The organism is Nocardia brasiliensis, from assembly GCF_011801125.1.
Taxonomy (GTDB): domain Bacteria; phylum Actinomycetota; class Actinomycetes; order Mycobacteriales; family Mycobacteriaceae; genus Nocardia; species Nocardia brasiliensis_C.
Map to the genome: position 1 here is coordinate 7,328,992 of NZ_CP046171.1, position 26,443 is coordinate 7,355,434.

The 26,443-nt window shown below is 68.3% G+C and carries 27 protein-coding genes; 15 read left to right on the forward strand and 12 right to left on the reverse strand.

Annotated features, from left to right (window positions below):
• Positions 1-7 precede the first annotated feature (7 nt).
• From urtA to urtE, 5 genes are read left to right on the forward strand one after another with little or no spacing between them, the layout of a single operon-like run.
• The gene (urtA, locus tag F5X71_RS33500; RefSeq protein WP_428981514.1) at positions 8-1,246 is read left to right on the forward strand and encodes an urea ABC transporter substrate-binding protein; all 1,239 of its coding nucleotides are present in this window, start codon (positions 8-10) and stop codon (positions 1,244-1,246) included.
• Positions 1,247-2,131, forward strand: coding sequence for an urea ABC transporter permease subunit UrtB (urtB, locus tag F5X71_RS33505; RefSeq protein ID WP_167465574.1), 885 nt, complete (start codon positions 1,247-1,249; stop codon positions 2,129-2,131).
• On the forward strand, positions 2,128-3,249 hold the full coding sequence (gene urtC, locus F5X71_RS33510) for an urea ABC transporter permease subunit UrtC (protein ID WP_167465575.1): 1,122 nt from the start codon (positions 2,128-2,130) through the stop codon (positions 3,247-3,249). Before urtB ends, urtC begins: the two co-directional genes overlap by 4 nt.
• A complete protein-coding gene (gene urtD / locus F5X71_RS33515) occupies positions 3,246-4,082 on the forward strand; it encodes an urea ABC transporter ATP-binding protein UrtD (RefSeq protein ID WP_167465576.1) in 837 nt (278 codons plus the stop codon). Before urtC ends, urtD begins: the two co-directional genes overlap by 4 nt.
• Complete coding sequence (gene urtE / locus F5X71_RS33520; RefSeq protein ID WP_167465577.1) at positions 4,082-4,774, forward strand: urea ABC transporter ATP-binding subunit UrtE; 693 nt, start codon at positions 4,082-4,084, stop codon at positions 4,772-4,774. The genes urtD and urtE overlap by 1 nt, the downstream gene beginning before the upstream one ends.
• 11 nt (positions 4,775-4,785) lie before the next feature.
• Here the strand turns inward: urtE and F5X71_RS33525 are convergent, their stop codons facing one another.
• Complete coding sequence (locus tag F5X71_RS33525) at positions 4,786-5,655, reverse strand: NERD domain-containing protein (protein WP_167465578.1); 870 nt, start codon at positions 5,653-5,655, stop codon at positions 4,786-4,788.
• Between the two features lie 310 nt (positions 5,656-5,965).
• On the opposite strand from F5X71_RS33525, the gene F5X71_RS33530 reads away from it, so the two are divergent.
• Entirely contained in the window at positions 5,966-6,499 is a 534-nt protein-coding gene (locus F5X71_RS33530) for a carboxymuconolactone decarboxylase family protein (protein ID WP_167466941.1), read from the forward strand.
• 66 nt (positions 6,500-6,565) lie between these two features.
• Here the strand turns inward: F5X71_RS33530 and F5X71_RS33535 are convergent, their stop codons facing one another.
• Positions 6,566-7,351 carry a TetR/AcrR family transcriptional regulator gene (locus tag F5X71_RS33535; RefSeq protein ID WP_238815604.1) on the reverse strand — a complete coding sequence of 262 codons (786 nt, stop codon included), beginning with the start codon at positions 7,349-7,351 and terminating at the stop codon, positions 6,566-6,568.
• A gap of 129 nt (positions 7,352-7,480) precedes the next feature.
• On the opposite strand from F5X71_RS33535, the gene F5X71_RS33540 reads away from it, so the two are divergent.
• Complete coding sequence (locus F5X71_RS33540) at positions 7,481-7,858, forward strand: VOC family protein (RefSeq protein WP_167465579.1); 378 nt, start codon at positions 7,481-7,483, stop codon at positions 7,856-7,858.
• 82 nt (positions 7,859-7,940) lie between these two features.
• Here the strand turns inward: F5X71_RS33540 and F5X71_RS33545 are convergent, their stop codons facing one another.
• Positions 7,941-8,792, reverse strand: a complete 852-nt coding sequence (locus F5X71_RS33545) for an SDR family oxidoreductase (RefSeq protein ID WP_167465580.1) — start codon at positions 8,790-8,792, stop codon at positions 7,941-7,943.
• Between the two features lie 100 nt (positions 8,793-8,892).
• Here F5X71_RS33545 and F5X71_RS33550 point away from each other — a divergent pair, with 100 nt between their 5' ends.
• A complete protein-coding gene (locus F5X71_RS33550; protein WP_167465581.1) occupies positions 8,893-9,309 on the forward strand; it encodes a winged helix-turn-helix transcriptional regulator in 417 nt (138 codons plus the stop codon).
• 40 nt (positions 9,310-9,349) lie between these two features.
• Positions 9,350-9,766, forward strand: a complete 417-nt coding sequence (locus F5X71_RS33555; protein ID WP_167465582.1) for a PPOX class F420-dependent oxidoreductase — start codon at positions 9,350-9,352, stop codon at positions 9,764-9,766.
• Here F5X71_RS33555 and F5X71_RS33560 read toward each other — a convergent pair whose 3' ends face one another.
• From F5X71_RS33560 to F5X71_RS33570, 3 genes are all read right to left on the reverse strand, one after another.
• Complete coding sequence (locus F5X71_RS33560) at positions 9,767-10,468, reverse strand: polysaccharide deacetylase family protein (RefSeq protein WP_167465583.1); 702 nt, start codon at positions 10,466-10,468, stop codon at positions 9,767-9,769. It lies immediately after the preceding gene.
• Positions 10,469-10,583: 115 nt separating this feature from the next.
• Positions 10,584-11,987: a dihydrolipoyl dehydrogenase gene (gene lpdA, locus F5X71_RS33565; protein WP_167465584.1), complete on the reverse strand. Its 1,404-nt coding sequence runs from the start codon at positions 11,985-11,987 to the stop codon at positions 10,584-10,586.
• Between the two features lie 337 nt (positions 11,988-12,324).
• Entirely contained in the window at positions 12,325-13,299 is a 975-nt protein-coding gene (locus F5X71_RS33570; protein ID WP_167465585.1) for a dipeptidase, read from the reverse strand.
• Between the two features lie 220 nt (positions 13,300-13,519).
• Between F5X71_RS33570 and F5X71_RS33575 the strand changes: the two genes are divergently transcribed.
• From F5X71_RS33575 to F5X71_RS33585, 3 genes are all read left to right on the forward strand, one after another.
• Positions 13,520-14,065 (forward strand): AMIN-like domain-containing (lipo)protein, encoded by a 546-nt coding sequence (locus F5X71_RS33575; protein ID WP_167465586.1) that lies wholly within the window; start codon positions 13,520-13,522, stop codon positions 14,063-14,065.
• A gap of 41 nt (positions 14,066-14,106) precedes the next feature.
• Positions 14,107-16,164 (forward strand): prolyl oligopeptidase family serine peptidase, encoded by a 2,058-nt coding sequence (locus F5X71_RS33580; RefSeq protein ID WP_167465587.1) that lies wholly within the window; start codon positions 14,107-14,109, stop codon positions 16,162-16,164.
• Between the two features lie 75 nt (positions 16,165-16,239).
• Entirely contained in the window at positions 16,240-16,872 is a 633-nt protein-coding gene (locus tag F5X71_RS33585) for a TetR/AcrR family transcriptional regulator (protein ID WP_167465588.1), read from the forward strand.
• Here the strand turns inward: F5X71_RS33585 and F5X71_RS33590 are convergent.
• The 3 genes from F5X71_RS33590 to F5X71_RS33600 form a co-directional block, all read right to left on the reverse strand.
• Complete coding sequence (locus F5X71_RS33590; protein WP_167465589.1) at positions 16,869-17,726, reverse strand: alpha/beta hydrolase family protein; 858 nt, start codon at positions 17,724-17,726, stop codon at positions 16,869-16,871. The two genes, F5X71_RS33585 and F5X71_RS33590, sit on opposite strands and share 4 nt — an antisense overlap.
• 29 nt (positions 17,727-17,755) lie before the next feature.
• On the reverse strand, positions 17,756-18,388 hold the full coding sequence (locus tag F5X71_RS33595; protein WP_238815605.1) for a TetR/AcrR family transcriptional regulator: 633 nt from the start codon (positions 18,386-18,388) through the stop codon (positions 17,756-17,758).
• Between the two features lie 422 nt (positions 18,389-18,810).
• On the reverse strand, positions 18,811-19,275 hold the full coding sequence (locus F5X71_RS33600; protein WP_174817187.1) for a MarR family winged helix-turn-helix transcriptional regulator: 465 nt from the start codon (positions 19,273-19,275) through the stop codon (positions 18,811-18,813).
• Between the two features lie 96 nt (positions 19,276-19,371).
• Here F5X71_RS33600 and F5X71_RS33605 point away from each other — a divergent pair, with 96 nt between their 5' ends.
• Positions 19,372-20,388, forward strand: a complete 1,017-nt coding sequence (locus tag F5X71_RS33605; RefSeq protein WP_167465590.1) for an SMP-30/gluconolactonase/LRE family protein — start codon at positions 19,372-19,374, stop codon at positions 20,386-20,388.
• 102 nt (positions 20,389-20,490) lie between these two features.
• Here F5X71_RS33605 and groL read toward each other — a convergent pair whose 3' ends face one another.
• Positions 20,491-22,116, reverse strand: coding sequence for a chaperonin GroEL (gene groL / locus F5X71_RS33610; protein WP_014988704.1), 1,626 nt, complete (start codon positions 22,114-22,116; stop codon positions 20,491-20,493).
• Positions 22,117-22,331: 215 nt separating this feature from the next.
• Complete coding sequence (locus F5X71_RS33615) at positions 22,332-22,625, reverse strand: hypothetical protein (protein ID WP_167465591.1); 294 nt, start codon at positions 22,623-22,625, stop codon at positions 22,332-22,334.
• Between the two features lie 87 nt (positions 22,626-22,712).
• Here F5X71_RS33615 and F5X71_RS33620 point away from each other — a divergent pair, with 87 nt between their 5' ends.
• Positions 22,713-24,782, forward strand: a complete 2,070-nt coding sequence (locus F5X71_RS33620) for an NAD(+) synthase (protein WP_167465592.1) — start codon at positions 22,713-22,715, stop codon at positions 24,780-24,782.
• Between the two features lie 78 nt (positions 24,783-24,860).
• Positions 24,861-25,535: a suppressor of fused domain protein gene (locus tag F5X71_RS33625; RefSeq protein ID WP_167465593.1), complete on the forward strand. Its 675-nt coding sequence runs from the start codon at positions 24,861-24,863 to the stop codon at positions 25,533-25,535.
• A gap of 107 nt (positions 25,536-25,642) precedes the next feature.
• On the opposite strand, the gene F5X71_RS33630 is transcribed toward F5X71_RS33625, so the two are convergent.
• On the reverse strand, positions 25,643-26,374 hold the full coding sequence (locus F5X71_RS33630; protein ID WP_167465594.1) for a Clp protease N-terminal domain-containing protein: 732 nt from the start codon (positions 26,372-26,374) through the stop codon (positions 25,643-25,645).
• Positions 26,375-26,443: the final 69 nt, after the last annotated feature.

Below are 26,443 nucleotides of genomic sequence, written 5' to 3' on the forward strand. Positions count from 1 at the left end.
CCGGCGCATGGCCAAGGCGATGGCGGTACCGACCGCGGTGGCGCTCGCCGGGCTGTTGCTGACCGCGTGCGGCGCCCGCGACGATGCCTCGACCACGGGCTCGAACGCGGCCTCCTGCGTGGACACCTCGAAGGACTCGATCAAGATCGGTTCGCTGCACTCGCTGTCGGGCACGATGGCGATCTCCGAGGTGACCGTCGCCAATTCGACCAAGCTGGCGGTCGATCAGATCAACGCCGCGGGCGGCGTGCTCGGCAAGCGGATCGAGCTGGTGCTCGAGGACGGCGCGTCGGATCCGAAGACCTTCGCCGAGAAGGCCGAGAAGTTGATCAGCTCCGACTGTGTCGCCGCGGTGTTCGGCGGCTGGACCTCGTCGAGCCGCAAGGCGATGAAGCCCAAGTTCGAGAACCTGAACGCACTGCTGTACTACCCGGTCCAGTACGAGGGACTGGAGGACAGCAAGAACATCTTCTACACCGGCGCGACGACCAACCAGCAGATCGTTCCGGCGCTGGATTACCTGAAACAGCAGGGCATCACCTCGCTGTACCTGGTCGGCTCCGACTACGTCTTCCCGCAGACGGCCAATCGGGAGATCAAGGCGTACGCGCAGGCCAACGGCATCGAGATCAAGGGCGAGGACTACACCCCGCTCGGCTCCACCGACTTCTCCACCATCGTGAACAAGGTGCGAAACGCCAAGGCGGGCGCGGTGTTCAACACCCTCAATGGCGATTCGAACGTCGCCTTCTTCCGCGAGTACACCAGTGCAGGCCTCAAAGCCGCCGAGATGCCGGTGGTTTCGGTCTCCATCGCCGAGGAGGAGGTCGCCGGCATCGGCGCGCAGAACATCGCGGGCCAGCTCACCGCGTGGAACTACTACCAGACCGTGGACACCCCGGTGAACAAGAAGTTCGTGGCCGACTACAAGGCCGCCTTCGGCGCCGACAAGCCGACCTCGGACCCGATGGAGGCCGCCTACGCCTCGGTCTTCCTGTGGAAGAACACCGTCGAGAAGGCGAAGTCGTTCCAGGTGGCCGACGTGCAGGCCGCGGCGGACGGCGTGAGCTTCGAGGCGCCGGAAGGACTGGTCACCATCGACGGCGCCAACCACCACATCACCAAGACCGCGCGAATCGGCGAGATCCGGCCGGACGGGCTCATCTACACCGTGTGGGATTCGGGCAAGGCCGTCACGCCCGACCCGTATCTGAAGTCCTACGAGTGGGCCAAGGGCCTCAAGTAGATGGATGTCGTTGTCGGCCAGCTCTTCACGGGGCTGAGCCTGGGTTCGATTCTGCTGCTCGCCGCGCTCGGCCTTGCCCTGACCTTCGGCCAGATGGGCGTGATCAACATGGCGCACGGTGAATTCATCATGGCCGGTTGCTACACGACCTATGTTGTGCAGCAGGTCATCTCGTCGACCGGCGCGGCACTTGCGGTGTCCTTGCCGGTCGGCTTCCTGGTCGGCGGCCTACTCGGCGCGGCACTGGAGATGGGCCTGATCCGCTGGATGTACACCCGGCCGCTGGACACGCTGCTTGTCACCTTCGGCGTCGGGCTGGTGCTGCAGCAGCTGGCCCGCGATCTCTTCGGCGCACCCGCCAAGAACGTGCTCGCGCCCGAATGGCTCAGCGGCGGAGTGACGATCCTGGGCGCGGTGGTGCCGAAGAGCCGCCTGTTCATCCTGGTGCTCGCCGTCGCCGCGGTGCTCGCACTGGCCACGGTCTTGCGGACGACGCCGCTGGGCAGGCGCATCCGCGCCGTGGTGCAGAACCGCGACCTGGCCGAAACCAGCGGTGTGTCCAGCCGTTTCACCGATATCAGCACCTTCTTCATCGGGTCGGGGCTGGCCGGCATCGCGGGGGTCGCGTTGACCCTGATCGGTTCGACCAGCCCCACCATCGGCCAGAGCTATCTGATCGACGCGTTTCTCGTGGTGGTGATCGGCGGGCTCGGCCAGATCAAGGGCACGGTGCTCGCGGCCTTCGCGCTCGGGCTGCTCAACTCGTTCATCGAGTACTCGACGACCGCGTCGATCGCGAAGGTCATCGTCTTCGTCGCCATCGTCGTCTTCCTCCAGGTCCGGCCGCAGGGCCTGTTCCTCACCAGGACAAGGAGTCTCGTATGACCAAGGCGACACGCCGGTGGCGCGAGCACTCCACCTGGACCGCCCTCGGCGGCTTCGGGATCGCAGCGATCCTGTTGTTCGCGGTCGCTCCCGCGGTGCTCAGCGACTTCCGCCTGAATCTGCTCGCGAAATTCCTGTGCTTCGCCATCGTGGCCGTCGGCATCGGATTGGCGTGGGGCCGAGGGGGAATGCTCACGCTCGGGCAGGGTGTGTTCTTCGGCCTCGGCGCCTACCTCATGGCGATGCATCTGCAACTGGCCGACGCGGCCCGGCTCGGCAACGGGGTGCCCGAGTTCATGGAGATCGCCGGCATCGCTGAACTACCCGCGTTCTGGCAGCCTTTCGCGTCCGCACCGGTCACGCTGCTCGCCATCGCGGTACTGCCCGCGCTGGTCGCGGCGGTGCTCGGCTACGGCGTCTTCAAGCGCAGGGTCAAGGGCGCGTACTTCGCCATTCTGAGCCAGGCGCTGGCCGCGGCGCTGGCGATCCTGCTGACCGGGCAGCAGGCCATCGGCGGCTTCACCGGGTTGTCGGACTTCCGGGCGTTATTCGGCTTCAAGCTCGCCGACCCGGCGAATCGGCGGATGCTGTTCTTCCTCGCGGCGGGCACGCTGCTCGTGGTGGTGGCGCTGGCGCGGCAGCTGATGCACAGCCGCTACGGGGAACTGCTTGTCGCGGTGCGGGATCAGGAGGAGCGGGTGCGCTTCCTCGGCTACGACCCGGCCAACGTGAAGATCGTCGCGTACGTGGTCGCGGCGTTCTTCGCCGGCATCGCCGGTGCGCTGTTCACCCCGATCGTCGGCATCATCTCGCCCGCCGACATCGGCGTCGTGCCCTCCATCGCGTTCCTGATCGGCGTCGCGATCGGCGGGCGGACCACGCTGCTCGGTCCGGTGCTCGGCGCGATCGGGGTGGCGTGGGCGCAGACGGCGTTGTCCGAGCAGTTCCCGTCCGGGTGGACCTATCTGCAAGGGGTGTTGTTCATCATGGTGATCGGTTTCGTTCCAGCCGGCTTGGCGGGCGCTTGGCCGCTACTGAAAGGGCTGCTGGACAATAGATCTCGACGTGCTGCCCCGACAACGCCGCTGCCGGAACCGGTGCGAGCGGAGGCGCGATGACCACGCCGCCGCTGCCCGGCGCCACCGCGAGCATGTCCCGTGAATACCTCGAAATCCGCGGTCTCTCGGTGAGTTTCGACGGATTCCAAGCGGTGACCGACGTCGATCTGACTGTGCTGCAAGGTGATCTGCGCTTCCTGATCGGCCCCAACGGGGCCGGGAAGACAACGCTCATCGACGCGATCACCGGTTTGGTGAGTGCCACCGGATCGGCGCAGAAGACCGGCGTCGAATTGCTCGGCAAGAAGGTGCATCAGATCGCCAGGCTCGGCGTCGGGCGCACCTTCCAGACCGCCAGCGTGTTCGAACAGCTCAGTGTCCTGCAGAATCTCGACATCGCCGCCGGCGCGGGGCGTTCCGTGCGCACCATGCTGCGCCGCCGCCGGTCGGTGCTGCCGCGCATCGAGGAGGCCATGGAGCTCACCGGCCTCGGCGGCCTGCGTGACCGGCCCGCGGGCGTGCTCGCGCACGGCCAGAAGCAGTGGCTCGAGATCGGCATGCTGCTGGTGCAGCACGCGTCGGTGCTGCTGCTCGACGAACCGGTCGCGGGCATGAGTGCCGAGGAACGCGAGGAAACCGGAAACCTGTTGCGCCGCATCGGCGGCGACCGGGTCATCGTGGTGGTCGAGCACGACATGGACTTCATGCGGGCCTTCGCGAGCTCGGTGACCGTGCTCGCGGGCGGACAGGTGCTCAGCGAGGGCACCGTGGCACAGGTGCAGGCCGATCCGCTGGTGCAGCAGGTCTATCTCGGCACCGCCGCGGCGATCGGCTCCGACCTCGAAGAGGTTGCCGCCGCACACGATCACGCCTCGAACAAGGAGTCCGCCTGATGCTCGAGCTCGTCGACCTCCATTCCGGCTACGGTCGCACCGAGGTGATCCACGGTGTCTCGGTGACGGTTCCGGACGACAGCGTCGTCGCCGTGCTCGGCCACAACGGCGCGGGCAAGACCACCCTGCTGCGCACGGCGGTCGGGCTGATCGGCACCTGGTCGGGTCAGATCCGATTCGACGGCGAGGTGCTCACCAAACTGTCGCCGTCGCGGCGGGTGCGCCGCGGCATCGCGTATGTGCCACAGGGACAACAGAGTTTCCCGCAGTTGACCACCGCGGAGAACCTGCAGGTGGTCGCCGACGGACGCAAGCGCGGCAAGGCCTCGATCGACGAGGCGCTCGATCTGTTCCCCGCACTGCGGGAGCTGTTGCCGCGCAAGGCCGGGCTGCTCTCCGGCGGGCAGCGACAGCAGCTGGCGATCGCCCGTGCGCTGATCACCGAGCCCAAGCTGCTCATCCTCGACGAACCCACCGAGGGCATCCAGCCGTCCGTGGTCGCCGAGATCGAGCGCACCATCGTCGATCTGACCCGGCGCGGCGGGTTGAGCGTGCTACTGGTGGAGCAGCACATCGGCTTCGCTTTGCAAGCGGCACAACGCTGCTACATCCTGCAGGCGGGCCGCGTCACCGCCACGGGTGCGGGCGGCGCCGCCGCGGCGGACGCGGTACGGACGGCGATGGCGATCTGAGCCCGCCGGGGTCAGCAGTCCGTCTGGAACGGAAAGCAGGACTTCGGCTGGTACGGCGGCGGCGACGGCGTCGGACTGGTGGTGCTGGTCACCGGGTGCGGCTGCGACGAGTCGTGCACCAGCGAATTGGCGATCACGCCGAGCACCACGACCATGCCAACCAGCGCCAGTGCGACGACGCCCCAGCCCGCGTAGGACTGCCGCTTGGTCGCGACGCCCGGCGTCGGCTCGGCCCGCGGCTTGGGCGGGCGCGGGATGACGCTCGGGGATTCCTGGGCCACCTGCTCGAAGCCCGCGGCGACCAGCTCCGCGCGCGACGGGGTCAGGTCCCCGAGCCCGAGCGCGGCGCAGTCGCCGATCACCCGATCGGCGGTCCAGCGTCGCGGGCCCGCGGAGAAGCCTTCGAGGTAGATGCGCAGTTCGGTGGCGTCGGAGACATTGCCGACGACCACGTCCAGACCGGGCCGCAGGTTGGTGCGCGAGGGCCGGACCACCGCGCCGCGGAACGGCACCAGCACCACCGCGCCGCAGACATGCCCCGCGTCGAGCAGCGCCCGCTCCAGCGTGTGCTTCACCGCGACCATGGCGTTCTCCAGCCGGTCGGACGGGCGGCCGGGCCGATCGTCCAGGGCGGCCTCGGCGTCGCTGATCTTCCACGGGCCGTCGACGGACAGGTTGAGGATGCCGCTCTGCCTGCGCTGGAAGCCCCTGACCTCCAGCACGGTGAGCCCGCGCGGCGTCCAGACCACCGCATCGATGCGCCGCTCGGCGACCGGTAGATCGACCATGGCGAGGGCGGGCGACGGATACGACCGCAGGCATTCGACGAATTCTTGTTCGGCACCGGAGAGCTGCGCCCCGGGCCTGACCCTCACCAGCATGTCGAGCTCGTCCGCCTCTCCACGTCTTCCGGGGCGTGCTAGCGCGCGCTACCGCTGCCGCCGGACCGACGACCCATGGCCGACGGCACGGCGAGCTCCGGCTGTCCCCCACGCGCCGCCCAGCTGCCCACGAATCCGATCGTAACCGGGTAATCCCCAGGGTGCGCAGGCAATTCGGCACCCCGGTCGCCGCGAACCCCGCGCACAGCCCTCGATCGGCGGCGAACTCGCCGGTAGGCTGACCCGGCGGCCCGGCACCGCCCGGGCGCTCATCGATCACGCGGAGGTGCCGACCAGCATGGATGCAGCGCTGCGACCACGTATTTCCCCCGGCCGGATACGCGAACTCGGCCCGGTCAACTGGGTGGTCTGGCGGGTACTGTCCCGGGCCGCGGGCACCACGGACGCGCACCTGTTCAGCACCCTCGGCCGGACCAAGGGGCTGTTCCGTGGCTGGCTGCACTATTCGGGCAAGCTCATGCCGGGCGGCAGGCTGCCCAGGCACGAATCGGAGCTGGTGATCATCCGGGTCGCGCACCTGCGGGGGTGCGAGTACGAGATGGACCATCACATCCGGCTCGGCAAACGCGCGGGCGTGACCCCGGAGATCCTCGAGCGGCTGCGCACCGGCCCGGACGCGCCCGACTGGTCCGCCAAGCACCGCGCCCTGCTCGCCGCGGTCGATCAGCTGGTGCACACCCGTGACCTCGACGACGCCCACTGGAGCGCACTCGCCGAACACTACGACGAGCGCAGCCTGATCGAAATCGTCCTGCTCGTAAACCAATACGAGGGTCTTGCCGCCACCATCACCGCGCTCCGCATCCAACGCGACGGCGTCTAGTTCCTCGTCGGGGGTGGTGCCGAAGCTCCTGGACGCCGCACCGGAGCAGCGCGAAACGCTACGGCCTCAGCGGTTTTCGATGAGCACCGCCAGGCCGTCCAGCAGGCGGGCGAGGCCGAAGTCGTAGGCGTGGTCGGCGCTGTAGGCGGCATCGTGGGCCTGACCCGCCGTGGTGCCAACGCGGGTAGCCACCGGATACTGCCGCGGATCGACGAGCCGAGCGAGCAGCGGGGCGGCGCGGTCCCACCACTGCGGGTCGGACATGCCGCTGTCGACCGCGGCGCGGGCGGAGTCGATCGCGATGCGCGCCACGGAGTTCACGAAGCCGAGGACGAAGGTGAGCGCGGCGTCCATGGTGAGGTCGTCCAGGCCGAGACCCTCGAACGCACGGAGCTCGTGGTCGTACTTGGCGGACTGACCGGGCCCGAGCGGGGGCCGGGTGGTCGGCAGGTAGGCCAGCCACGGATGCCGGGCCAGCAGTGCGCGATTCTCCCCCGCGATCGCGGTCACCCTTGCGCGCCAGGGCAATTCGTCCAGATCGGTGCGCGCCATCGCGCCGTAGACCTGGTCCACCATGAGGTCGAGCAGTTCGGCCTTGCCCGGCACATAGGTGTAGGTCGCCATCGGGGTCATGCCGAGTGCGGTCGCGACCGCACGCATGGTGAGCGCCTCGATCCCCGCGGTGTCGGCGATCTCGATGGCCGCGCCGACCACGGCGTCGACGCTGCTGCGCTGCTTCGGCCCGCGCGCCTGACTGCCGGGCACCCGCCACAGCAACTCCAGTGTGCGCACGGGATCACCCGCGCCGCTGCGCTCCTGCTTGCCGCGGCCTCGTGTCGCGCCGTCTGCCACCCTGCCTCCTCGCCATGGTCGATCCGATGGTATCGGTGTGACGCGGGTCATAGTGCGGCCCATCGAGAATTCTTCTACAAAGTACAGCGTACATAGTATAGAGTTTTTCCCGAGCCGAGGAGGACCCCCTTGAACATCACCGCTTCCGCCATCTCCCTCAACGTCGCCGACCCGCAGGCCTCGGCCCGCTTCCTCATCGACCACCTCGGCTTCACCGAGCAGATGTCCGCCGACGGCTTCGTCTCCCTGGAACGCCCCGACGCCGGGATGAACGTCATCTACCTGCGCACCGGCCTGAAGTCCTTCAAGCCGGCGAGCATCGCGGGCAGTGCGGGCGAGGGACTGCTCGTCGTGTTCGTGGTGACCGACATCGATGCCGAGTTCGCCCGGTTACAGGGCGAGGGCGTACCGATCGTGACGCAACTCGAGACCGAGGAATGGGGCGAGCGCTACTTCCAGATGCGCGATCCGAACGGCATCATCCTGCAACTCGTGCAATGGGTTTGAGGAAAACAGCCGCGCGCGGCGAGGCCGCCAAGGCGACCTCGCCGCGCACCGCGGGGCGGAATCAACGCGCACGGAGGCGCAATCAGGCGAGCGCGGCGCGGAAGACCTCGAGCGCGGGAGTAGACGGGCGACCGAGCAGCTTCTGCAGGTGACCGCTGGTGACGTCGAGCACGCCCGCGGCGATGCCCGTGTCCGCGTCGGCCAGTGCCCGCGCGTAATCCTCGGGCAGACCGGCACGCACCAGGGCCGCGAGATAGTCCGCCTCGGCGAGATTCTCGTAGCGCACCGGCTTGCCCGCCGCCGTCGAGATCACCTGGGCCAGTTCGGCATAGGTGAGGTGCTCGTCGCCGCCGAGCTCATAGATCTGCCCCTCGTGCCCGTCGGTGGTGAGCACCTGCGCGGCCGCATCGGCGTAGTCGGCACGAGCCGCGCCCGATACCCGGCCCGCACCCGCGGCACCGTGCAGCACGCCCGACTCGACGGTGTGCGCGAGGCCGCCGAGGTAGTTCTCCCAATACCAGCTGTTGCGCAGGATCACATGCGGGACAGTCGATTCGGCGAGCACCGCCTCGGTGCCGATGTGCTCCTGCGCCAGGATGAGCGGATTGTCGGCGCCGCGCGGAATGCTGGTGTAGGCGAGCAGTCGCACGCCGGCCCGCTCTGCGGCGCGAATGACATTGGTGTGCTGGGCGACTCGCGCGCCGAACTCGTTCCCGGACACGAGCAGCAACCGGTCGACACCGGCCAGCGCGCGATCGAGCGCCGCGGCGTCGTCGTAGCCCGCCTGCCTGACCTGCACACCGCGTTCGGCCAGCTCGGCGACGCGCTGCGGATCGCGCACGATCGCCACGATCGGCCCGGCGTCCGCGCGCAGCAGCGATTCGACGACAAGACGGCCCAGCTGCCCACTGGCCCCGGTGACGGCGACGGTCATGGTCTTACCTCCAGAGATTGACGCGTTCAGTTAGTGCTAACTATTAGTAAGTACTATTCATTCATACACTACTTTCCGAACGTTGGGTACCATTGGGCGCATGAGCACAGGATTTTCCGGCGAGACCGGGCGCAGCGCGTCGCCTGAACTGGACGATCCAACCCTCGAAGCCGACGTCTTCGCGAAGGACTGCACGTCACGGCCGGTTTTGCAGAATGTGGCCAGCCGCTGGGGCATCCTCGCGCTGGTCGCGCTGCGCGACGGGCCCTACCGGTTCAGCGCCCTGCGGCGCCGCGTCGACGGTGTGAGCGAACGCATGCTGTCGCAGACCCTGCAGGCCCTGGAGCGCGACGGCATGGTGCATCGCGAGGTGCACGAAACCATCCCGCCGCGCGTCGAATACACCCTCACCGACCTCGGCGCCGAGATCGCGGACCAGCTGGAGGCGCTGATCCAGGTGGTCGAGCGGAACATGCCGCGGGTGCACCAGGCACAGGCGGCCTACCACCGCGAGTGAAGCGGGGAAGAGACCTGGATCACCACGGGTTGCTATCGGCATGGAACTAGCTCAGGCAGTCGACTTCGCCCGCAGCCAACCCAGGTCGGTGCTGACCACGATCCGCCGCAACGGCCGGCCGCAGCTGTCGAACGTGCTGCACGTGATCGGTGCGGACGGCCGCGTCCGCGTCTCGATCACCGCCGACCGCGCGAAATACCACAATCTGGTGCGCGAACCGTGGGCCGCAATCCACGTCACCCGCGCGGATTTCTACGCCTACGCCGTCATCGAGGCCATCGCCTCGGTCACACCGGTGGCCGAGGACCCGCACGACGAGACCGTGCAGGCCTTGGTCGACTACTACCGCGCCGCCAACGGCGAGCATCCCGACTGGGACGACTACCGCCGGGCCATGGTCGCCGATCGCCGCGCGCTCGCGCTGCTCACCCCGACCCACGCCTACGGCATGCTCTGATCAGTGCCGCAGCAACTCCGCGACCGTGACGAAGCGATAGCCGGCGGCGCGGAGTTCGCTGACGATGCGCGGTATCGCGGCCAGCGCCGGGCCCGCCCACCGATGCATGACGTGCAGGATGATGATCGAGCCAGGACGCACCTCACGCACCGTCTGTGCCACGATCCCGTCGCTGGTATCCGACGCCCCGGTGGACGGCTCGACATCCCAGGTCACCGTCGTGCGGTCGTGGTCGGACAGGTACTTCGGCAGCGACCAGAGCTTCTTGCCGTACGGCGGGCGGAACGTAACCTCGCCCCGGTAGCCGGTTTTCGCGATCTCGGCGTCGGTGCGCTCGATCTCGTCGCGGACCGTGTCGGCGGAGGTGAAGACCATTCGGCGGTGGTGGTAGCTGTGGTTGCCGATCTCGTGGCCCGCCGCGGCGATCGCCCTGCCGTACTCGGGACGGGCGGCGAGGTCGCTGCCCACCAGGTAGAAGGTCGCCGGAATCCCCGCGGCCGCCAGGGTTTCGAGCACCTCGGGGGTGCGCTCGGTCGGACCGTCGTCCAGGGTCAACGCGACGACCTTGTCGGCCGTGTCGACCCGGTGCACCAGCCGCCCGGCCAGCTGGAAGCTGCGCGAGTTCATCAGGTAGTACCCGCCGACCGCCAGCACCAGGAGCACGACCAGGACCAGCGCACCGCCGATGAGCCACTTCCGCATCACTGCTGTCTACCATCGCCGCGCTGCGCACGCACCGGGCCGGGCGCGGGAAAGATGCCGCACGGCAGACGAAAACGGTGGCGTCCGGGCAGGACGCCACCGTTTTGTGCGGAACTCAGAAGTTGATCATGTGCCCGGCGAGGCCGTGGAAGGCCTCCTGCAGGGCTTCGCTGAGCGTCGGGTGCGTGTGCACGTTGCGGGTCAGCTCGTTGACCGTGAGATCCCACTTCTGCGCCAGGGTCAGCTCGGGCAGCAGCTCCGAGACGTCCGGGCCGATGAGGTGGCCGCCGAGCAGCTCGCCGTACTTGTTGTCGGCGACGAGCTTGACGAAGCCGGTCGGATCGGCGAGACCGTGCGCCTTGCCGTTGGCGGTGAACGGGAAGGTCGCGACCTTCACGTCGTAGCCCTCGTCGCGGGCCTGCTGCTCGGTCAGCCCGAAGCTGGCGACCTGCGGCTGGCAGAAGGTGGCGCGCGGCATCATCCGGTAGTCGCCGAGGGTGACGGTGTCCGCGCCCGCGATGGTCTCGGCGGCGACCACGCCCTGCGCCTCCGCGACGTGCGCCAGCTGCAGCTTGGCGGTGACGTCACCGATGGCGTAGATGTGCGCGACGTTGGTGCGCATGTAGTCGTCGATCGCGATGGCGCCTCGGTCGGTGAGCTGCACGCCCGCCGTCTCGAGGCCGTAGCCCTCGACCCGGGGCGCGAAGCCGACGGCCTGCAGCACCTTGTCGACGGTGACCGTCTCCACGTTGCCGGACTTGTTGTCCTTGATCGAGACGGTGACCTTCGAGCCGTCGTCGTCGATGGACTGCACGGCCGCACCGGTGGTGATGGTGATGCCGAGCTTCTTGTACTGCTTGGTGATCTCCTTGGAGACGTCGACGTCCTCGTTCGGCAGCGCGCGATCGAGGAACTCGACGATGCGCACGTCGACGCCGTAGTTCTTCAGGACGTAGGCGAACTCCATGCCGATGGCGCCCGCGCCGACGATCAGGATCGAGCCGGGCAGGTCACGGGTGAGGATCTGCTCCTCGTAGGTGACCACGTTGGCGCTGAGCTGGGTGCCGGGCAGCAGCTTGGTGACGGTGCCCGTCGCGATGATCACGTTGTCGAACGTGACGGTCTCGGTTCCGCCCTTGGACAGCTCGACCGACAGCGTGTTCGCGTCGGTGAAGGTGCCCTTGCCGTCGAACTCGTCGATCTTGTTCTTCTTCATCAGGAAGTGGACGCCCTTGACCCGGCCGTCGGCCACCTTGCGGCTGCGATCGAAGGCCACACCGAAGTCGAAGTCCACCTGGCCCGAGATCCCGAAGGTCTTGGCTTCCTTGGTGAAGATGTGTGCCAGCTCAGCGTTACGCAGCAGCGCCTTGGAAGGGATGCAGCCAACGTTGAGGCACACACCGCCCCAGTACTTTTGCTCGACGATCGCGGTACGGAGGCCTAACTGTGCCGCACGTATGGCGGCGACGTAACCGCCAGGACCGGCACCGAGAACGACAACGTCGTAATGGGAAGTCACGCCCCCGAGCCTAACTCCGTCGCCGCGAGTTGGCCCACCCGTCCCCCACAACACCGCCGCACCGGCCCGACCGGCCACGGTCGCGGCCCGGATCGACCGGAGACCGAACGGTCCGCACTCGCTGTCGCCGACCGCCGCGAGCGGATCGATCGGCGGGTGCGCCGGCCCACCGGCACGCATCCGTTCCCACCCCGGCCGCCGATCGACGACACCGCCTCCACCCCGCCGATCCGGCTCGTCCGCGATACCACCCCGTCGGTTCGGCGTCGATCCGCGGTAACCCGCGTCGGTCCACGGCGTGGACGGCACATCGGGGACCACCTCGTCACCGTTCGATCTAGTCCCGCCAGACCTGGGCGGCGACGCGGGCGAAGTTGCCGCCGAACACCGCTGCTCGCTCGGCGGCGCTGAAGCCGCGGCGGGCGAGCACCTCGTCCAGGCCGGGCACCGCGCCGAGGCCGAGTAGGTCCTCCGGCGGGACCCATTGCAGCGGGCCCCATTTCGTGTACGACTCGGAGAACGCCTCGGGATGCCGGCGCAGCATGTCGTTGAAGTCCTCGGCGTCGAACGAATAGTCCGAGCCGATCCCGATGTGCTCGATGCCGACCAGCTCCACACCGTACTCGACCTGGTCGGCCAGCGCCTCGATCCGCGCGCCCGCCGCGTCGGCGGCGTTGTGCCCCAGGAAGATCCCCACCCCATTGAGCCCGATCACCCCGCCGGTGGCCGCGCATGCCCGCGCCTGTTCATCGGTGATGTTGCGCGGATGCGCCCAGAGCGCGGCGAAATTGGAGTGGCTGTAGATCACCGGCGCGTGCGAGTGCGTGGCCAGATCCAGCGCGGTGCGCCGGGAACAGTGCGAGCCGTCGACGAACATGCCGACCTCGTTGAGTGTGCGTACCAGGTCCCTGCCGTAGCCGGTGAGCCCGGTGTCCTCGGTGTCCAGGCATCCGCACCCGGCCGCGTTGGCGTGGTTGTAGGTCGGCAGCAGCGAACGCACACCCAACTCGTAGAACAGCGCGACGTTGTCCAGGTCCCCGTCGAGCGGGCCCGAGTCCTCGAGATCGAAAGCCAGCGCCAGAGTTTCCGGGTGGCCGATGTCGGAGTGCTTGCCCACCAACCGAAATCGCTCGTCGGCCGCCGCAGCAGCGCGGAACTGCCGCAGCAGCGCCAGCGAATCCGCGTTCGACTGCGCCGAATATCCGACGTTCACCGACAGGTACGACCCGAGCGGGTACCGCGTCAGGTCCGCGATCCGCGCCGATGGCAGCAGCGGCAGACAGCAGTGCTGCTCCCAGAGAAAGTGCGGCAACCGCGAACCTCCTGGATCGGACCGGCCTCGGAGCTGCGATCCTACTGGCGGCGCCGCCTCGGCCACGGCGACGCACGGTGGCGAGCGAACCCGCAGGCCCGCGCTCGCGCGGATCGGCGCAATCCGCCTTGACCGCAATCGGGCCCCGAGCGGTAACAGCGTGTCCAATTCGCCCGATTCACCGAGTGCTTCGTTCTTACTGCCCTGAAGGCGGTGCGGCATGCGTCGCATGTTCATCCTGATCGCCTCCGTCGCACTGTGCGCCGGCCTCTGGCTCGTGCCGGGCGCGGCCACGGCGACTCCCTCCTACTGCGGATTGGTGTGGGGTTCGCTCGACAAAACCGATCCCACGATGTCCACCGCGCCGGTCACCGGCCTGCGCACCGGCAGACACGACTGCTTCGATCGGCTGGTCATCGATCTCGCCGGGCCGGTGGCCGGCTACCGGGTCGGCTACGTCGACCGGGTGCGCGCGGACGGGTCCGGCACGCCGGTCGCATTGCGCGGCGGCGCGTTCCTGAACGTCGTTGTGCTCGCACCCGCGTACAACGACGCGGGCCATGCCACCTACCAACCGGCGAACCGCGCCGAGCTGGCCGACCTGGCCGGTTACCGCACCTTCCGCCAGGTCGCGTTGGCCGGCTCGTTCGAAGGCCAGACCACCGTCGGCCTCGGCGTGCGCGCCCGGCTGCCGATGCGGGTGTTCACCCTCGACGGCCCCGGCACCGGCTCGCGCATCGTGGTCGACGTAGCACACCTGTGGTAACCCCCACGTGCGCATCCGCGCCGCTCGGCAACAATGTGGGGATGAGCGGCGTTGAGCAGAACGTGACCGATCCTTACCTCTGGCTCGAAGAAGTGACCGGCGAGCGAGCCCTCGATTGGGCGCGGGCGCACAACGACGTCGTCGTCGAGCGGTTCGCCTCCTCCGACCGGTTCAGCGAACTCGAGCACCGCATCCTGGACATGCTCGACACCGACACCAAGATCGCCTATCCGGGACGGCGCGGCCGGTGGCTCTACAACTTCTGGCGCGATGCCGAGCATCCCCGCGGCCTGTGGCGGCGCACCACGTTCGCCGAGTACGCCAAGGAGGCGCCGGACTGGGACGTGCTGATCGACCTGGACGCGCTGGCCGCCGCCGAGGAGGAGAACTGGGTGTGGGGCGGGGCCGCGGTACTGCGGCCCGAGCAGTCGCGCGCGCTGATCAGCCTGTCCCGCGGCGGCGCGGACGCCAAGGTGGTGCGCGAATTCGACCTCGGGACAAGGGCGTTCATCGCGCCGGCGGACGGCGGGTACTTCCTGCCCGAGGCGAAGTCCGAAGTGCGCTGGATCGACCTGGATTCGGTCTACATCGGCACCGATTTCGGGCCCGGCTCGCTCACCGATTCCGGGTATCCGCGCATCGCCAAGCGCTGGCGGCGCGGCACCGAGCTCGCGGACGCCGAGACCGTCTTCGAGGGCACGGCGCAGGACGTCGCGGTCTCGGCGGGTTATGACCGGACCCCGGGCTACGAGCGGCATTTCGTCGGCCGCGCCACCGACTTCTTCAACGAGGAGGTCTACCTGATCGGCGCCGACGGCGCGCTCACCCACCTGGACACCCCGACCGACGCCAGCGAATCCTGGTACAAGGATTGGCTGCTCGTCCGGCTGAAGTCGCCGTGGGAGGTCGGCGGTCACACCTACCCCGCGGGCGCGCTGCTGGCCACCGACTTCGAGCGGTTCCTCGCGGGCGCACGGGAATTCGAGGTGCTCTTCACCCCGGACGCGCACACCTCGCTGCACGGTTACGGCTGGACCGAACGGCACCTGCTGCTGATCACCCTGGAAGACGTGCAGACCAAGCTGTACGTGCTGACCCCGGGCGCGGGCGGCTGGCGCCGGGAGTCGCTGGCCGACACCCCGCCGATGGCGACCACCAGCGTGATGAACCTCGACCCGCTGGAGGGCGGCGACGAATTCATGCTCACCACCAGTGGTTTCACCACACCCGCCACGCTGCTGGCCGGCTCGGTCGGCGGGCCGACCACCCAGCTCAAGCAGGAGCCGGGGTTCTTCGACGCCGACGGCATCGAGACCGAGCAGTTCTTCGCCACCTCCGACGACGGCACCGCGGTGCCGTACTTCGTGATCCGGCATCGCGACCGCAAGGGCACGCCCGGCCCGACCGTGATGTCCGGCTACGGCGGCTTCGAGGTCTCCCGCACGCCCGCCTACAGCGGCGCGTCCGGCATGGGCTGGCTCGAACGCGGCGGCACCTGGGTGATGACCAACATCCGCGGCGGCGGCGAGTACGGCCCGCAGTGGCACACCTCGGTGCAGAAGCAGCATCGGCACAAGGTGTACGAGGATTTCGCGGCGATCGCGAAAGACCTTGTGGCCCGTGGCATCACGACCGCGGACCAGCTCGGCGCGGTGGGCGGCAGCAACGGCGGCCTGCTGATGGGCGTGATGCTGACCCGCTACCCGCAGCTGTTCGGCGCGATCGTGTGCCAGGTGCCGCTGCTGGACATGAAGCGCTATCACCTGCTGCTCGCGGGCGCGTCCTGGGTCGCCGAGTACGGCGATCCGGACAAGCCCGAGGAATGGGAGTACATCAGCAAGTACTCGCCCTACCAGAACGCCCGCGCCGACGTGGCCTACCCGCCGATCCTGCTCACCACCTCCACCCGCGACGATCGGGTGCACCCCGGACACGCCCGCAAGATGGCCGCACTGCTGGAGGAGCAGGGCCACGAGTTCTGGTACCACGAGAACATCGAGGGCGGCCACGGCGGCGCGGCGGACAACAAGCAGTCGGCCTTCCAGGCGGGCCTGATCTACGAGTTCTTCACCCAGATGCTGATCGAGCGAGGCAAATAGCGGCACTTCCCGCGGCAGGGGCCTACGGTGTAGTGCAGTCATCTACGCCGTAGACCCGGCCAGGGAGGAACAGTCGTGCAGGCCGAGAACACCGCCGCACAGCCGAAACGTCGCAGCGCCGCCCCGCAGCGCCGAGTCTCGTTGAACCGCGATCACATCGCCGCGGTCGCGTTGCGGCTCATCGACGAGACCGGGGTCGACGGTTTCTCCATGCGCAGGCTCGGCGCGGCGCTCGGCGCCGACCCGATGGCGGCCTACCGGCATTTCGCCGATCAGCAGGACCTGTTCGACGCGGTGGCCGCGACCATGTTCAGCGAGCTGGACATGGCATCGCTGCCCTGGCAGGAGCCGTGGCGCGAACTCATGCGCGCCTACACCCATCGGTTGCGCTCCACGCTGCGGCGGCATCCGAACGCGGTGCCGGTGTTCGCGACTCGGCCGGTGCGCAGCGAGTCCGCGCTGGAGACCGGCGGCTGGCTGGTGGAACACCTGCAGGGCGCGGGCTTTCCGGCACAGGTCGCCGCGCAGCTGACGCAGTGCCTGCGCGAGTACGTGCTCGGTCACCTGCTCAGCTCCACCATCGCCGCGGTACGCGCGGACCACGATGCGACCGAGGACACGGCACCGGCCGACCATTTCGATATCGGCGTCGACGCGATGCTCGACGGGTTCGCCCGGCACCTCGAGACACCGCGCAGGCACCACTAACGGTCGCGCAACCACTTCTCGATCCGGTCCACCGTGCCGGTGTAGTCGCGGATCCAGCCGTTGTGCCCCAACGGCTGCGGCGCGTGCCAGGTGCTCACCTCCGCCTTGGGCAGCTTGCCGAGCAGGTGCTCGGCCGAGCCGGGCGGGGTGAGTTCGTCGCCGGTCATGGTGATCGACAGCACCGGCAGCTTCAGCCGGGCGATCCGTTCCTCGTAGTCGATATCGGCGCCGACCGGCACGAACCGGCCGGTGCGCGCGAGCCGGGCCCAGTCCGAGATCAACACCTTGGACTGCCTGCCGAAACCCATCGAGATCCGGTCGCCCGGCCAGAAGCCGGCCAGGTTCGCCGTCAGCGAGACGGCCGCGGTGCCGACGAGCATGCCCGGACCCGAAAGTCCCCGGTAGCCACGGTGATACGGCGTGCCGGAGGCGATCAGGATCAGCCCGCCGAGCCTGCCGCGGATCCGCGAGGCGTACATCACGGCGAGCTGACCGCCCATGCTGTGCCCGAGCAGGTACGGCGTGCTCGCCGGGAACCGATCGCGCACCACCTGGAAGATCGCCGGGAAGTCGACCGAGACCAGCTCGTGGTAGCCGTAGGTGCTCGCGGCGCTCGGCTTCGGCGTGCTCGCCCCGTTGCCACGCAACTCACCGATGGCCACGTCGAAGCCGCGCCGGGACAAACCCAGGGCGAAACCGTCGTAGTACTCGCCGGGCACCCCGAGACCCGGCACGATCACCAGCACCGGGCGCGGGGCGTCCGGAGTGACCGGATGCCGGTGCGCACCCGAGGCGGGAAGCAACCGAACCGGCACCGTGCTGCCGTCCGGCATCTGGATCGGGACCGTCTCCATGCCGGGCACGCTACCGCGCCATGGCCGGGTCAAGCCCGGACGGCTCCCATGATCACCCTGCTCAGCACCCTGATCACATCGTCGAGCGGCGGGCGAGGGTCGGCGCCGCTCCACGAATCCACCACGTAGTTGACCGCGCCGATGACGGCCAGCACGCGCATCTCGTAGTCGCCGGTCGGGATCTCCCCCTGCAGCGCCGCGTCCTCCGCGGCTCCGGCCAGCAGCGAGCCCCACACCCGGCGCAGCTCCAACCGGAACTTCTCCACCTTGGGGCCCGCGCCGACCACCTCGACCAGCGCCACGCGCGCCTTGCGCGGATCCGAGCCGATGGACTCGACGTAGGCGCGCACGGAGGCGTCGATGATCTCGAGCACGCTCGCGTCGGTCTTCGATTCCAGCGCCTTGGCCACCGCGTCGCGCGATTCCCGATCGATCTGCTCGTACAGCTCTAGTAGTAAGGACTCGCGGCCGGTGAACTCCTCGTAGAACTGTCGCGAGGAGAGTCCGGCGTCCTTACAGATGGCGCCGACCGAACTATTGGCGTAGCCGTCGCGTGCGAAGACCGTCAGGCCTGATTCCAGAAAACGCGCACGCCGCTGACGTTGCCGGTCCTCGACGGGTTGCCCGGCATACATTCGACCCGTATTCGCATCCTGAGACATTGGGCCAGACAATACAGAAGCGTCAGAAGGGCTCCACATCGATCGGGCGGTTAGTTTCAACCATGGCCTGACCGGGCGTTTGCCGAGGGTTGGCAGGTTCGTTGCACACCCAATGCGACCGCAACGAAAGCGAGACGCGCGGCTCTTAACAGAATCCTTCCGAGCACGGAAAACAGTTTTTCAGACCGTCCGAGACTTCTTCTGATTGCCGAGAGCTGCCCTGTCACTGAATGTTTGCCGAAACAGTTCTAACAGTTCGGTCACAACAGGCGTGGTCGATTTTGACGGGAATTCATAGAATTATTCGGAAAACCGAACTGGTCCGCCCGTTAAGTCGGATTCATCCCATCTGCGAATACGCTCCGAATTGACCGAACGCCAAGAGTCGCAAGCGATCCCCCGGCCCGCCGACACTCCGACGGTTACCCCTTTGTGACGGAAGGTGTTTCGGGCTGCACCGAGTCGAACAGGTCCGCACAACGGGTGAGCAACTCCTGCAGCGTGGCGCGTTCGGCGTCGGTGAAACCGGCGGCGACCGCGCGCTCCACCCGCACCGCACGGGCGTCGGCGTCCCGCATCACCGCGGTACCCGCCTCGGTCAGCCTGGTCTCCAGGATGTTCTTGTGCCACGCGTGCGGGGTCCGCTCGATCAGACCGCGCTCCTGCAGGTTGGACAGGATGGTGTTCATCGTCGGCGGCGTGACACCGCAGAGCCGAGCCAGTGCGGCGGCCGAGATGCCGGGGTTCTCGTCGAGGTGCAGCAGCGCGGCGTACTGCGGCACGGTGACGCCCGCCGGCTTCAACGCGGCGTGCTTGGCCGTCTGCAGAGCCTGCTCGGCGCGCTTCACATACGAACCGACACGCTCGGCGGAAGGCAGGGACGTCATCACCCGATCGTATCCGCCCATCCGAGCATTAGATTCTTGACGGATGTTAGAACTCTAATCTAGATTCGGGCACATCCAATGATGAGAGGCCTGATCATGCAGCACTCCACCCGACGTCGCCTTTCGACCCTGGCCATCGCCCTGGCCTGCGGCGCGATCGCGGCCTGCGGCACCGACGACGCCGCGGCACCCACCCCCACCGCCCAGAGCACCCGAATCAGCACCGCCTACACGCTGCCGAGCGAGCACGCCTACCCCGAGGGCATCGCCGCCGACCCGCGCACCGGCGACACCTACGTCGGCTCGTTCACCACCGGCGCGATCTACCGCGCCACCCCCGGCGCCGCGGCGGCCGAGGTCTTCCTGCCCGAGGGGACCGACGGGCGCAAGACCGCCAACGGCGTGAAAGTCGATCAGGCGGGCAGACTCTGGGTGACGGACTCGTCCACCGGAGCCGCGGTGTACGACACCGCTACTCGCGCGCTGATCGCCCGATTCGATGTCGCCGCAACGACACCCAGATTCATCAACGACCTGGCCGTGACGCCGGACGGCACGGCCTACCTGACCGATTCGGTGCGCGGCGTGGTCTATCGCGTCACCGCCGAGCAGCTCGCCACCGCCGCCGCGCACGGCGGCCGCGGCGAACTCACCGCGCAATTCGACCTGAATACCGTTCTCGCCCCGCATGATCCGAGTGGCTACACCCTCAACGGCATCGTGGCCGATCCCGCAGGACGCTACCTGCTGGTCGTCGACATGAACCTCGGCGAGCTCTACCGGATCGATCTCACCCCCGGCGGCGCAGGGCAGACGCGCAAGGTCGCGCTGCGCGGCGGTGACCTGAAGTTCGGCGATGGGCTGGAACTGCACGACAACACCCTGTGGGCGGTGCAGAACAAGACCGACACGATCTCGCGCTGGACGCTCGCCGACGACGCGACGACGGCCACCCTGGACGCCCAGCTGACCGACGAATCCCTGGACCTGCCAACCACATTGGTGCGCATGGCGGACCGGCTCCTGGTCGTCGCCTCACAATTCGACAAGGGCGGCCCGATGGGCCAAGGCACGCCGGGACCGTTCACCGTCCGCGCGGTGACCGGGATCTGAGCGCTGAGCAGGCGCGAGAAACGCCGCGACAAAGCCGAAAGCCGGCCCACCCGAGGGTGGACCGGCTTTCGGTGTACTGCAGGTGTTGCCGGGAGGCAGGACTCAGAAGTCCATGCCACCCATGCCACCGGTCGGGTCGCCCGCGGGAGCGGCGGCCTTCTCCGGCTTGTCGGCGACGACGGCCTCGGTGGTGAGGAACAGCGCCGCGATGGACGCCGCGTTCTGCAGCGCCGAGCGGGTGACCTTGACCGGGTCGGCAACGCCGGCGGCCAGCAGGTCCTCGTAGGCGCCCGAGTCGGCGTTCAGGCCGTGACCCGCGGGCAGGTTCGAGACCTTCTCGGCGACAACGCCCGGCTCCAGGCCGGCGTTGAAGGCGATCTGCTTCAGCGGAGCCGACAGCGCGACGCGCACGATGTTCGCACCGGTCGCCTCGTCGCCGGTCAGGGTCAGATCGTCGAGCGCGGGGGCCGACTGCAGCAGCGCGACGCCACCACCGGCGACGATGCCCTCTTCGACGGCGGCCTTCGCGTTACGCACGGCATCTTCGATGCGGTGCTTGCGCTCCTTGAGCTCGACCTCGGTCGCGGCGCCGGCCTTGATCACCGCGACACCGCCGGCCAGCTTGGCCAGGCGCTCCTGCAGCTTCTCGCGGTCGTAGTCGGAGTCCGAGTTCTCGATCTCGGCACGGATCTGCGCGACACGGCCCTTGATGGCCTCCGCGTCGCCCGCGCCCTCGACGATGGTGGTCTCGTCCTTGGTGATGACGACCTTGCGGGCCTGGCCGAGCAGCTCGATGCCAGCGGTCTCCAGCGAGAGGCCGACCTCTTCGGTGATGACCTCGCCACCGGTGAGGATGCCGATGTCGGCGAGCTGCGCCTTGCGGCGGTCACCGAAGCCCGGAGCCTTGACGGCGACGGACTTGAAGGTGCCACGGATCTTGTTGACCACCAGGGTGGACAGGGCCTCGCCCTCGACGTCCTCGGCGATGATCAGCAGCGGCTTGCCGGCCTGGATGACCTTCTCCAGCAGCGGCAGCAGGTCCTTGACGGTCGAGACCTTCGAGCCGACGAGCAGGATGTACGGATCCTCGAGGACCGCTTCCTGACGCTCCGGGTCGGTGACGAAGTAACCCGAGATGTAGCCCTTGTCGAAGCGCATGCCCTCGGTCAGCTCCAGCTGGAGACCGAAGGTGTTGCTCTCCTCGACGGTGATGACGCCTTCCTTGCCGACCTTGTCCATGGCTTCGGCGATGAGCTCACCGATGGACGAGTCGCCCGCGGAGATACCGGCGGTAGCAGCGATCTGCTCCTTGGTATCGATCTCCTTGGCGGTGTCGAGCAGCTTGGCGGTGACGGCCTCGACGGCCTTCTCGATGCCGCGCTTCAGGCCGAGGGGGTTGGCGCCGGCCGCGACGTTGCGCAGGCCCTCACGCACGAGCGCCTGGGCGAGCACAGTGGCGGTGGTGGTGCCGTCGCCCGCGACGTCGTCGGTCTTCTTGGCGACTTCCTTGACCAGCTCGGCGCCGATCTTCTCGTACGGGTCCTCCAGCTCGATCTCCTTGGCGATGGACACACCATCGTTGGTGATCGTGGGGGCGCCCCACTTCTTCTCCAGGACAACGTTGCGACCCTTCGGGCCCAGCGTCACCTTGACCGCGTCAGCGAGGGCATTGAGGCCCCGCTCGAGACCGCGACGGGCCTCTTCGTCGTACGCAATTGTCTTGGCCATGGCGTTGTTGAGATCCTCCATGTATATGGCTGACACACAGGACGACCGCAGGTTGGATCGCCCCATTACGCTGGCCAGGTTCGGTGCCCGCGACGGACGACCGGGGGTGTCGATGGAACCCGGTCTCACCGTCCCGACCTGGCACTCACCGGTAGAGAGTGCCAATGCCATTTCTAGCACTCGGGGGTGCCGAGTGCAAGGTCGATGTGCTCGGCTCAGGCGCGGTCGTCGACCCGCAGCACCAACGCCACGAAGGCATCGGTCCTGCGCTCCTCCGGCGTGCGCGGCTCGCCGCCCTCCACCGTGACCAGCTCCGCGTCGTGCAGCAACAGCTCAGCCTCGACCCGCATGATCGCCCGAATAAAAGGGGGCGCCACTTCGGGGGGAAGGTCGCCGTTGACGACATAACTGCCGTCCGGCTGCGACTCTGTCGACACATAAGAAAGCGCGCGCAGCAGATCGGCGCGACGTTCCCCCGCGATTAGGTCGGAATCCGTTTCATCCGCCATCGCTATAGCTTAGCGGCCCGCAGGGCGGCGTAGATTGCGGAAGGGAATCATGATCATTTTCGATATTCTCCGCTAAGGGGGACGGCCGTGCACGACCTGCCCTTCGATTCGCTGTACCGGCACGACTTCGCGCGGGTGGCGGTGGCCGTGCCCCTGGTGCGGGTCGCTGACCCGGCGGACAACGTGGCGCAGACCCTGCTGCTGGCCGAGCAGGCTGCGGCCGACGGCGCGGTGCTGACCGTGTTCCCCGAGCTCGGGCTCTCCTGCTACACCGCGGACGACCTGTTCCACCAGGACGCGCTCGACGACGCGGTGCAGGCCGCGCTGGCCGAGGTGGTGGCCGCGAGCGCGCGCCTCGACACCGTGCTCGTGGTCGGCGCGCCGGTGCGCGCGCAGGGACGACTGTTCAATTGCGCGATCGCGATATCCGCGGGCGTGATACTCGGCGCCGTGCCGAAGAGCTATCTTCCGAATTATCGTGAGTTCTACGAGAAGCGGCAATTCGCCGCAGCCAGAGAAAATCTCGACACCCACATCACCATCGCCGGTCAGCGGGTGCCGTTCGGCGCGGATCTGTTGTTCTCGGCGAGCAATCTCGACGGTTTCGTTTTTCATCTGGAAATCTGCGAGGACGGCTGGGTTCCGTTGCCGCCCAGCGGTTATGCGGCATTGGCCGGGGCCACCGTGCTGGTCAATCTGTCGGCGAGCAATATCGTCATCGGCAAGGCCGATTACCGCCGCGCGCTGTGCACCTCGCACTCGGCGCGCTACCTGGCCGCGTACCTGTATTCGGCTGCGGGACACGGCGAATCGACCACCGACCTGGCCTGGGACGGGCAGGCCATGGTGTGCGAGAACGGCGACCTGCTCGCCGAGGGCGCACGCTTCGCCGACCGGCCGCAGCTGGTCACCGCCGATCTCGACCTGCGGCGACTGGCCGCTGATCGGTTGCGCACCACCAGCTTTGCCGACAATGTGCACGATCACCGCGAGCGACTGGCCCGGATGCGCCGCATCGACGTGCGGCTGCCGATCCCACGGGCGGCCGTGCCGCTGCGCCGCGAAATCGAGCGCTTCCCTTACGTTCCCGCCGATCCGGCGGTGCGCAACGAGCGCTGCGCCGAGGTACAGCACATACAGGTGGAAGGGTTGAGCACCCGACTGCGAGCCACCGGCACCGAGCGGGTGGTGCTCGGGGTCTCCGGTGGGCTGGACTCCACGCTGGCGCTCATCGTCGCGGCGAAGACCATGGATCGGCTCGGCCTGCCCAGGGCGAATGTGCTGGCCTACACCATGCCCGGCTTCGCGACTAGCACCAGGACCCGTACCGACGCGCACCGGCTGATGGACGCGCTCGGGGTCACCGCGCACGAGATCGACATCCGCCCCTCGGCCACCCAGATGCTGCGCGACCTCGGGCATCCGGCCGCCGACGGCGTCGCGCAATACGACGTCACCTACGAGAACGTGCAAGCGGGCGAACGCACTTCGCACCTGTTCCGGCTGGCGAACCAGCACGGAGCGCTGGTGCTCGGCACCGGCGATCTCAGCGAACTCGCGCTCGGCTGGTGCACTTTCGGGGTCGGCGACCACATGGCGCACTACAGCGTGAACGCCTCGGTGCCGAAAACCCTGATCAAGTACCTGATCGCGTGGTCGGTCGCCACCGGCGAGTTCGGGCCCGCGGCCGGCGAGGTGCTCGATTCCATTCTGCGCACCGAGATCTCGCCGGAACTGGTGCCCGACACCGGCGCCGCGCGATCCGACGGCGGTACGGCCCCGAGCCAGAGTTCCGAGGCCACCGTGGGGCCCTACGAGTTGCAGGACTTCCACCTGTACTACCTGCTGCGGTTCGGCTACCGGCCGAGCCGCATCGCCTACCTCGCCCGGCACGCGTGGTCGGATCCCGGCCGCGGCAGCTGGCCCGATCTGATTCCGGCCGATCAGCGCAACGCCTACGACCTGCCGACCATCAAGCACTGGCTCGCGGAGTTCCTGCGCCGATTCGTGCAGACCAGCCAGTTCAAACGCTCGACCCTGCCCAACGCGCCGAAGGTCGGTTCCGGCGGTTCGCTGTCCCCGCGCGGTGATTGGCGCGCGCCGAGCGACGCCTCGGCCGCCGCCTGGCTCGACGAGCTCGCCCGCAACGTGCCGTAGCCCGCGACGCGCGGCACCGGCTGCCCGCCAACACAATCCGCCCAGCGCCACGCGGGGCGGCGGACTTAGGGTGGCGGTGTGAGTGAAGCACCCGGCTGGAAGGCCATCGACGACGCATTGCAGCCGCTGTACGGCACGACCGAACCTTTCCATTGGGCCACCGATCACCGCTGGTCACTCGGCGGGCCGGATCCGCTCGACGGGATCAGCGCCTATCCGCGCACCGAGCCGGTCCCGCATTGGCACTACATCAGTTACGGCATGACCGAGCTGTACGAAAAGGAATGGGACAACCCCGCGGAATCCGGCTGGGGCTTCGAGCTGACCTTCCGCCTGGTGCGCGCGGGCACCGACACCGAACCGCCCGCCTGGCCCGCGAACTTCCTGCAGAACCTGGCTCGCTATGTCTTCCAGTCCGGCAAGTGGTTCGAGCCGGGACACACCATCAAAGCGAACGGACCGATCGCCGCCGACCAGCCGGACTCCGGCATCCATGCCGTCGGCTTCACCGACGACCCGGAGCTCGGCACCATCGAAACCCCGCACGGTCGTGTGCGATTCCTGCAGATCGTCGGGCTGACCATGCCGGAGTACCGCGCCGCGCAGGGCGGCAACACCCGTACCGTGCTCGACGAGCTCGCACCGCACCTGCCGCTGTTCGTCACCGACACCGGCCGTGGTTCGCTCATCTCCGAGCCGAAACCCCAAGCGCGCTGGCCACGGTGGGGCGGTGGGCTACGCGGGCGGGCGTGACGTCAGGCCGCCCGCGCCAGGCCGAACCCACCGTCGTGGCGCTGCCGACCCGCCCTTCGTGCGGCACGGATCGCCCGGAGCCGCCGCGCCGGTCGGCCGTGGCCTGCTCATTGCTGTCCGGCCGCCAGCACCGAAAGCACTTCCACCAGGTGCGCCTCGACCTCGGCTTTGTCGAGTCCGCCACCGGCCAGCAGCCCGGTGCCGTTCTCCTGTTCGAGCAGCGCGAGCAGGATGTGTTCGGTCCCGATGTAGTTGTGCCCGAGGCGAAGTGCCTCACGGAAGGTCAATTCGAGCGCCTTCTTGGCCTCGGCGTCGAACGGGATGAGCGCGGGCAGCTTGTCCGCCTTGGCGGGCAACGCCGCGGTCGCCGCGGCCGCCAGGTCCGCCGGATCGACGCCCTGGGTGATGATCTCTTTCACCGCAAGGCCTTCCGACTCCGACAGCAGTCCGAGCAGCAGGTGCGCGACGGTGATCTGGTCGTTGCCCGAGTTGCGGGCGGACTCCTGCGCGGCTACCACGACCGCGCGCGCACGCGGGGTGAAGCGCGCGAATCCGGCGTTGGGATCCATCTGTGCGGCCTCGGCGGCATCGCCGGGCGCCTTGGGCACGAACCGCTTCTGTGCGGCCTGCTTGGTGACACCCATGCTGCCGCCGATATCGGTCCACGAGGCGCCCGCGCGGCGGGCCTGGTCCACGAAGTGGCCGATCAGGTGATCGGCCACCTCGCCGAGGTGGTCGCCGACGACCACGGCGTCGGACAGTTGGTCGAGCACGTTGTCGGGACGGGCCTTCTTGATGCCGTCGATCAAGTCGTCGAGGCGGGGCGTTGAAGAGGTCATGCGTCAACGATAGGTTGACGCAACCCCATCGTCAACCCTGAGTTGACGCATCCGATGCCGTGCCGCGCC

Coding starts and splice junctions, on each gene's coding strand:
- urtD (WP_167465576.1), top strand. CDS start 3,246: ATGACCACGCCGCCGCTGCCCGGCGCCACCGCGAGCATGTCCCGTGAA.
- F5X71_RS33560 (WP_167465583.1), bottom strand. CDS start 10,468: ATGCGGAAGTGGCTCATCGGCGGTGCGCTGGTCCTGGTCGTGCTCCTG.
- F5X71_RS33580 (WP_167465587.1), top strand. CDS start 14,107: ATGAGCGGCGTTGAGCAGAACGTGACCGATCCTTACCTCTGGCTCGAA.
- F5X71_RS33550 (WP_167465581.1), top strand. CDS start 8,893: ATGAGCACAGGATTTTCCGGCGAGACCGGGCGCAGCGCGTCGCCTGAA.
- urtE (WP_167465577.1), top strand. CDS start 4,082: ATGCTCGAGCTCGTCGACCTCCATTCCGGCTACGGTCGCACCGAGGTG.
- groL (WP_014988704.1), bottom strand. CDS start 22,116: ATGGCCAAGACAATTGCGTACGACGAAGAGGCCCGTCGCGGTCTCGAG.
- F5X71_RS33630 (WP_167465594.1), bottom strand. CDS start 26,374: ATGACCTCTTCAACGCCCCGCCTCGACGACTTGATCGACGGCATCAAG.
- F5X71_RS33575 (WP_167465586.1), top strand. CDS start 13,520: ATGCGTCGCATGTTCATCCTGATCGCCTCCGTCGCACTGTGCGCCGGC.
- F5X71_RS33590 (WP_167465589.1), bottom strand. CDS start 17,726: ATGGAGACGGTCCCGATCCAGATGCCGGACGGCAGCACGGTGCCGGTT.
- F5X71_RS33595 (WP_238815605.1), bottom strand. CDS start 18,388: ATGTCTCAGGATGCGAATACGGGTCGAATGTATGCCGGGCAACCCGTC.
- F5X71_RS33605 (WP_167465590.1), top strand. CDS start 19,372: ATGCAGCACTCCACCCGACGTCGCCTTTCGACCCTGGCCATCGCCCTG.
- urtA (WP_428981514.1), top strand. CDS start 8: ATGGCCAAGGCGATGGCGGTACCGACCGCGGTGGCGCTCGCCGGGCTG.
- urtC (WP_167465575.1), top strand. CDS start 2,128: ATGACCAAGGCGACACGCCGGTGGCGCGAGCACTCCACCTGGACCGCC.
- F5X71_RS33600 (WP_174817187.1), bottom strand. CDS start 19,275: ATGACGTCCCTGCCTTCCGCCGAGCGTGTCGGTTCGTATGTGAAGCGC.
- F5X71_RS33555 (WP_167465582.1), top strand. CDS start 9,350: ATGGAACTAGCTCAGGCAGTCGACTTCGCCCGCAGCCAACCCAGGTCG.
- F5X71_RS33545 (WP_167465580.1), bottom strand. CDS start 8,792: ATGACCGTCGCCGTCACCGGGGCCAGTGGGCAGCTGGGCCGTCTTGTC.
- F5X71_RS33525 (WP_167465578.1), bottom strand. CDS start 5,655: ATGCTGGTGAGGGTCAGGCCCGGGGCGCAGCTCTCCGGTGCCGAACAA.
- F5X71_RS33615 (WP_167465591.1), bottom strand. CDS start 22,625: ATGGCGGATGAAACGGATTCCGACCTAATCGCGGGGGAACGTCGCGCC.
- urtB (WP_167465574.1), top strand. CDS start 1,247: ATGGATGTCGTTGTCGGCCAGCTCTTCACGGGGCTGAGCCTGGGTTCG.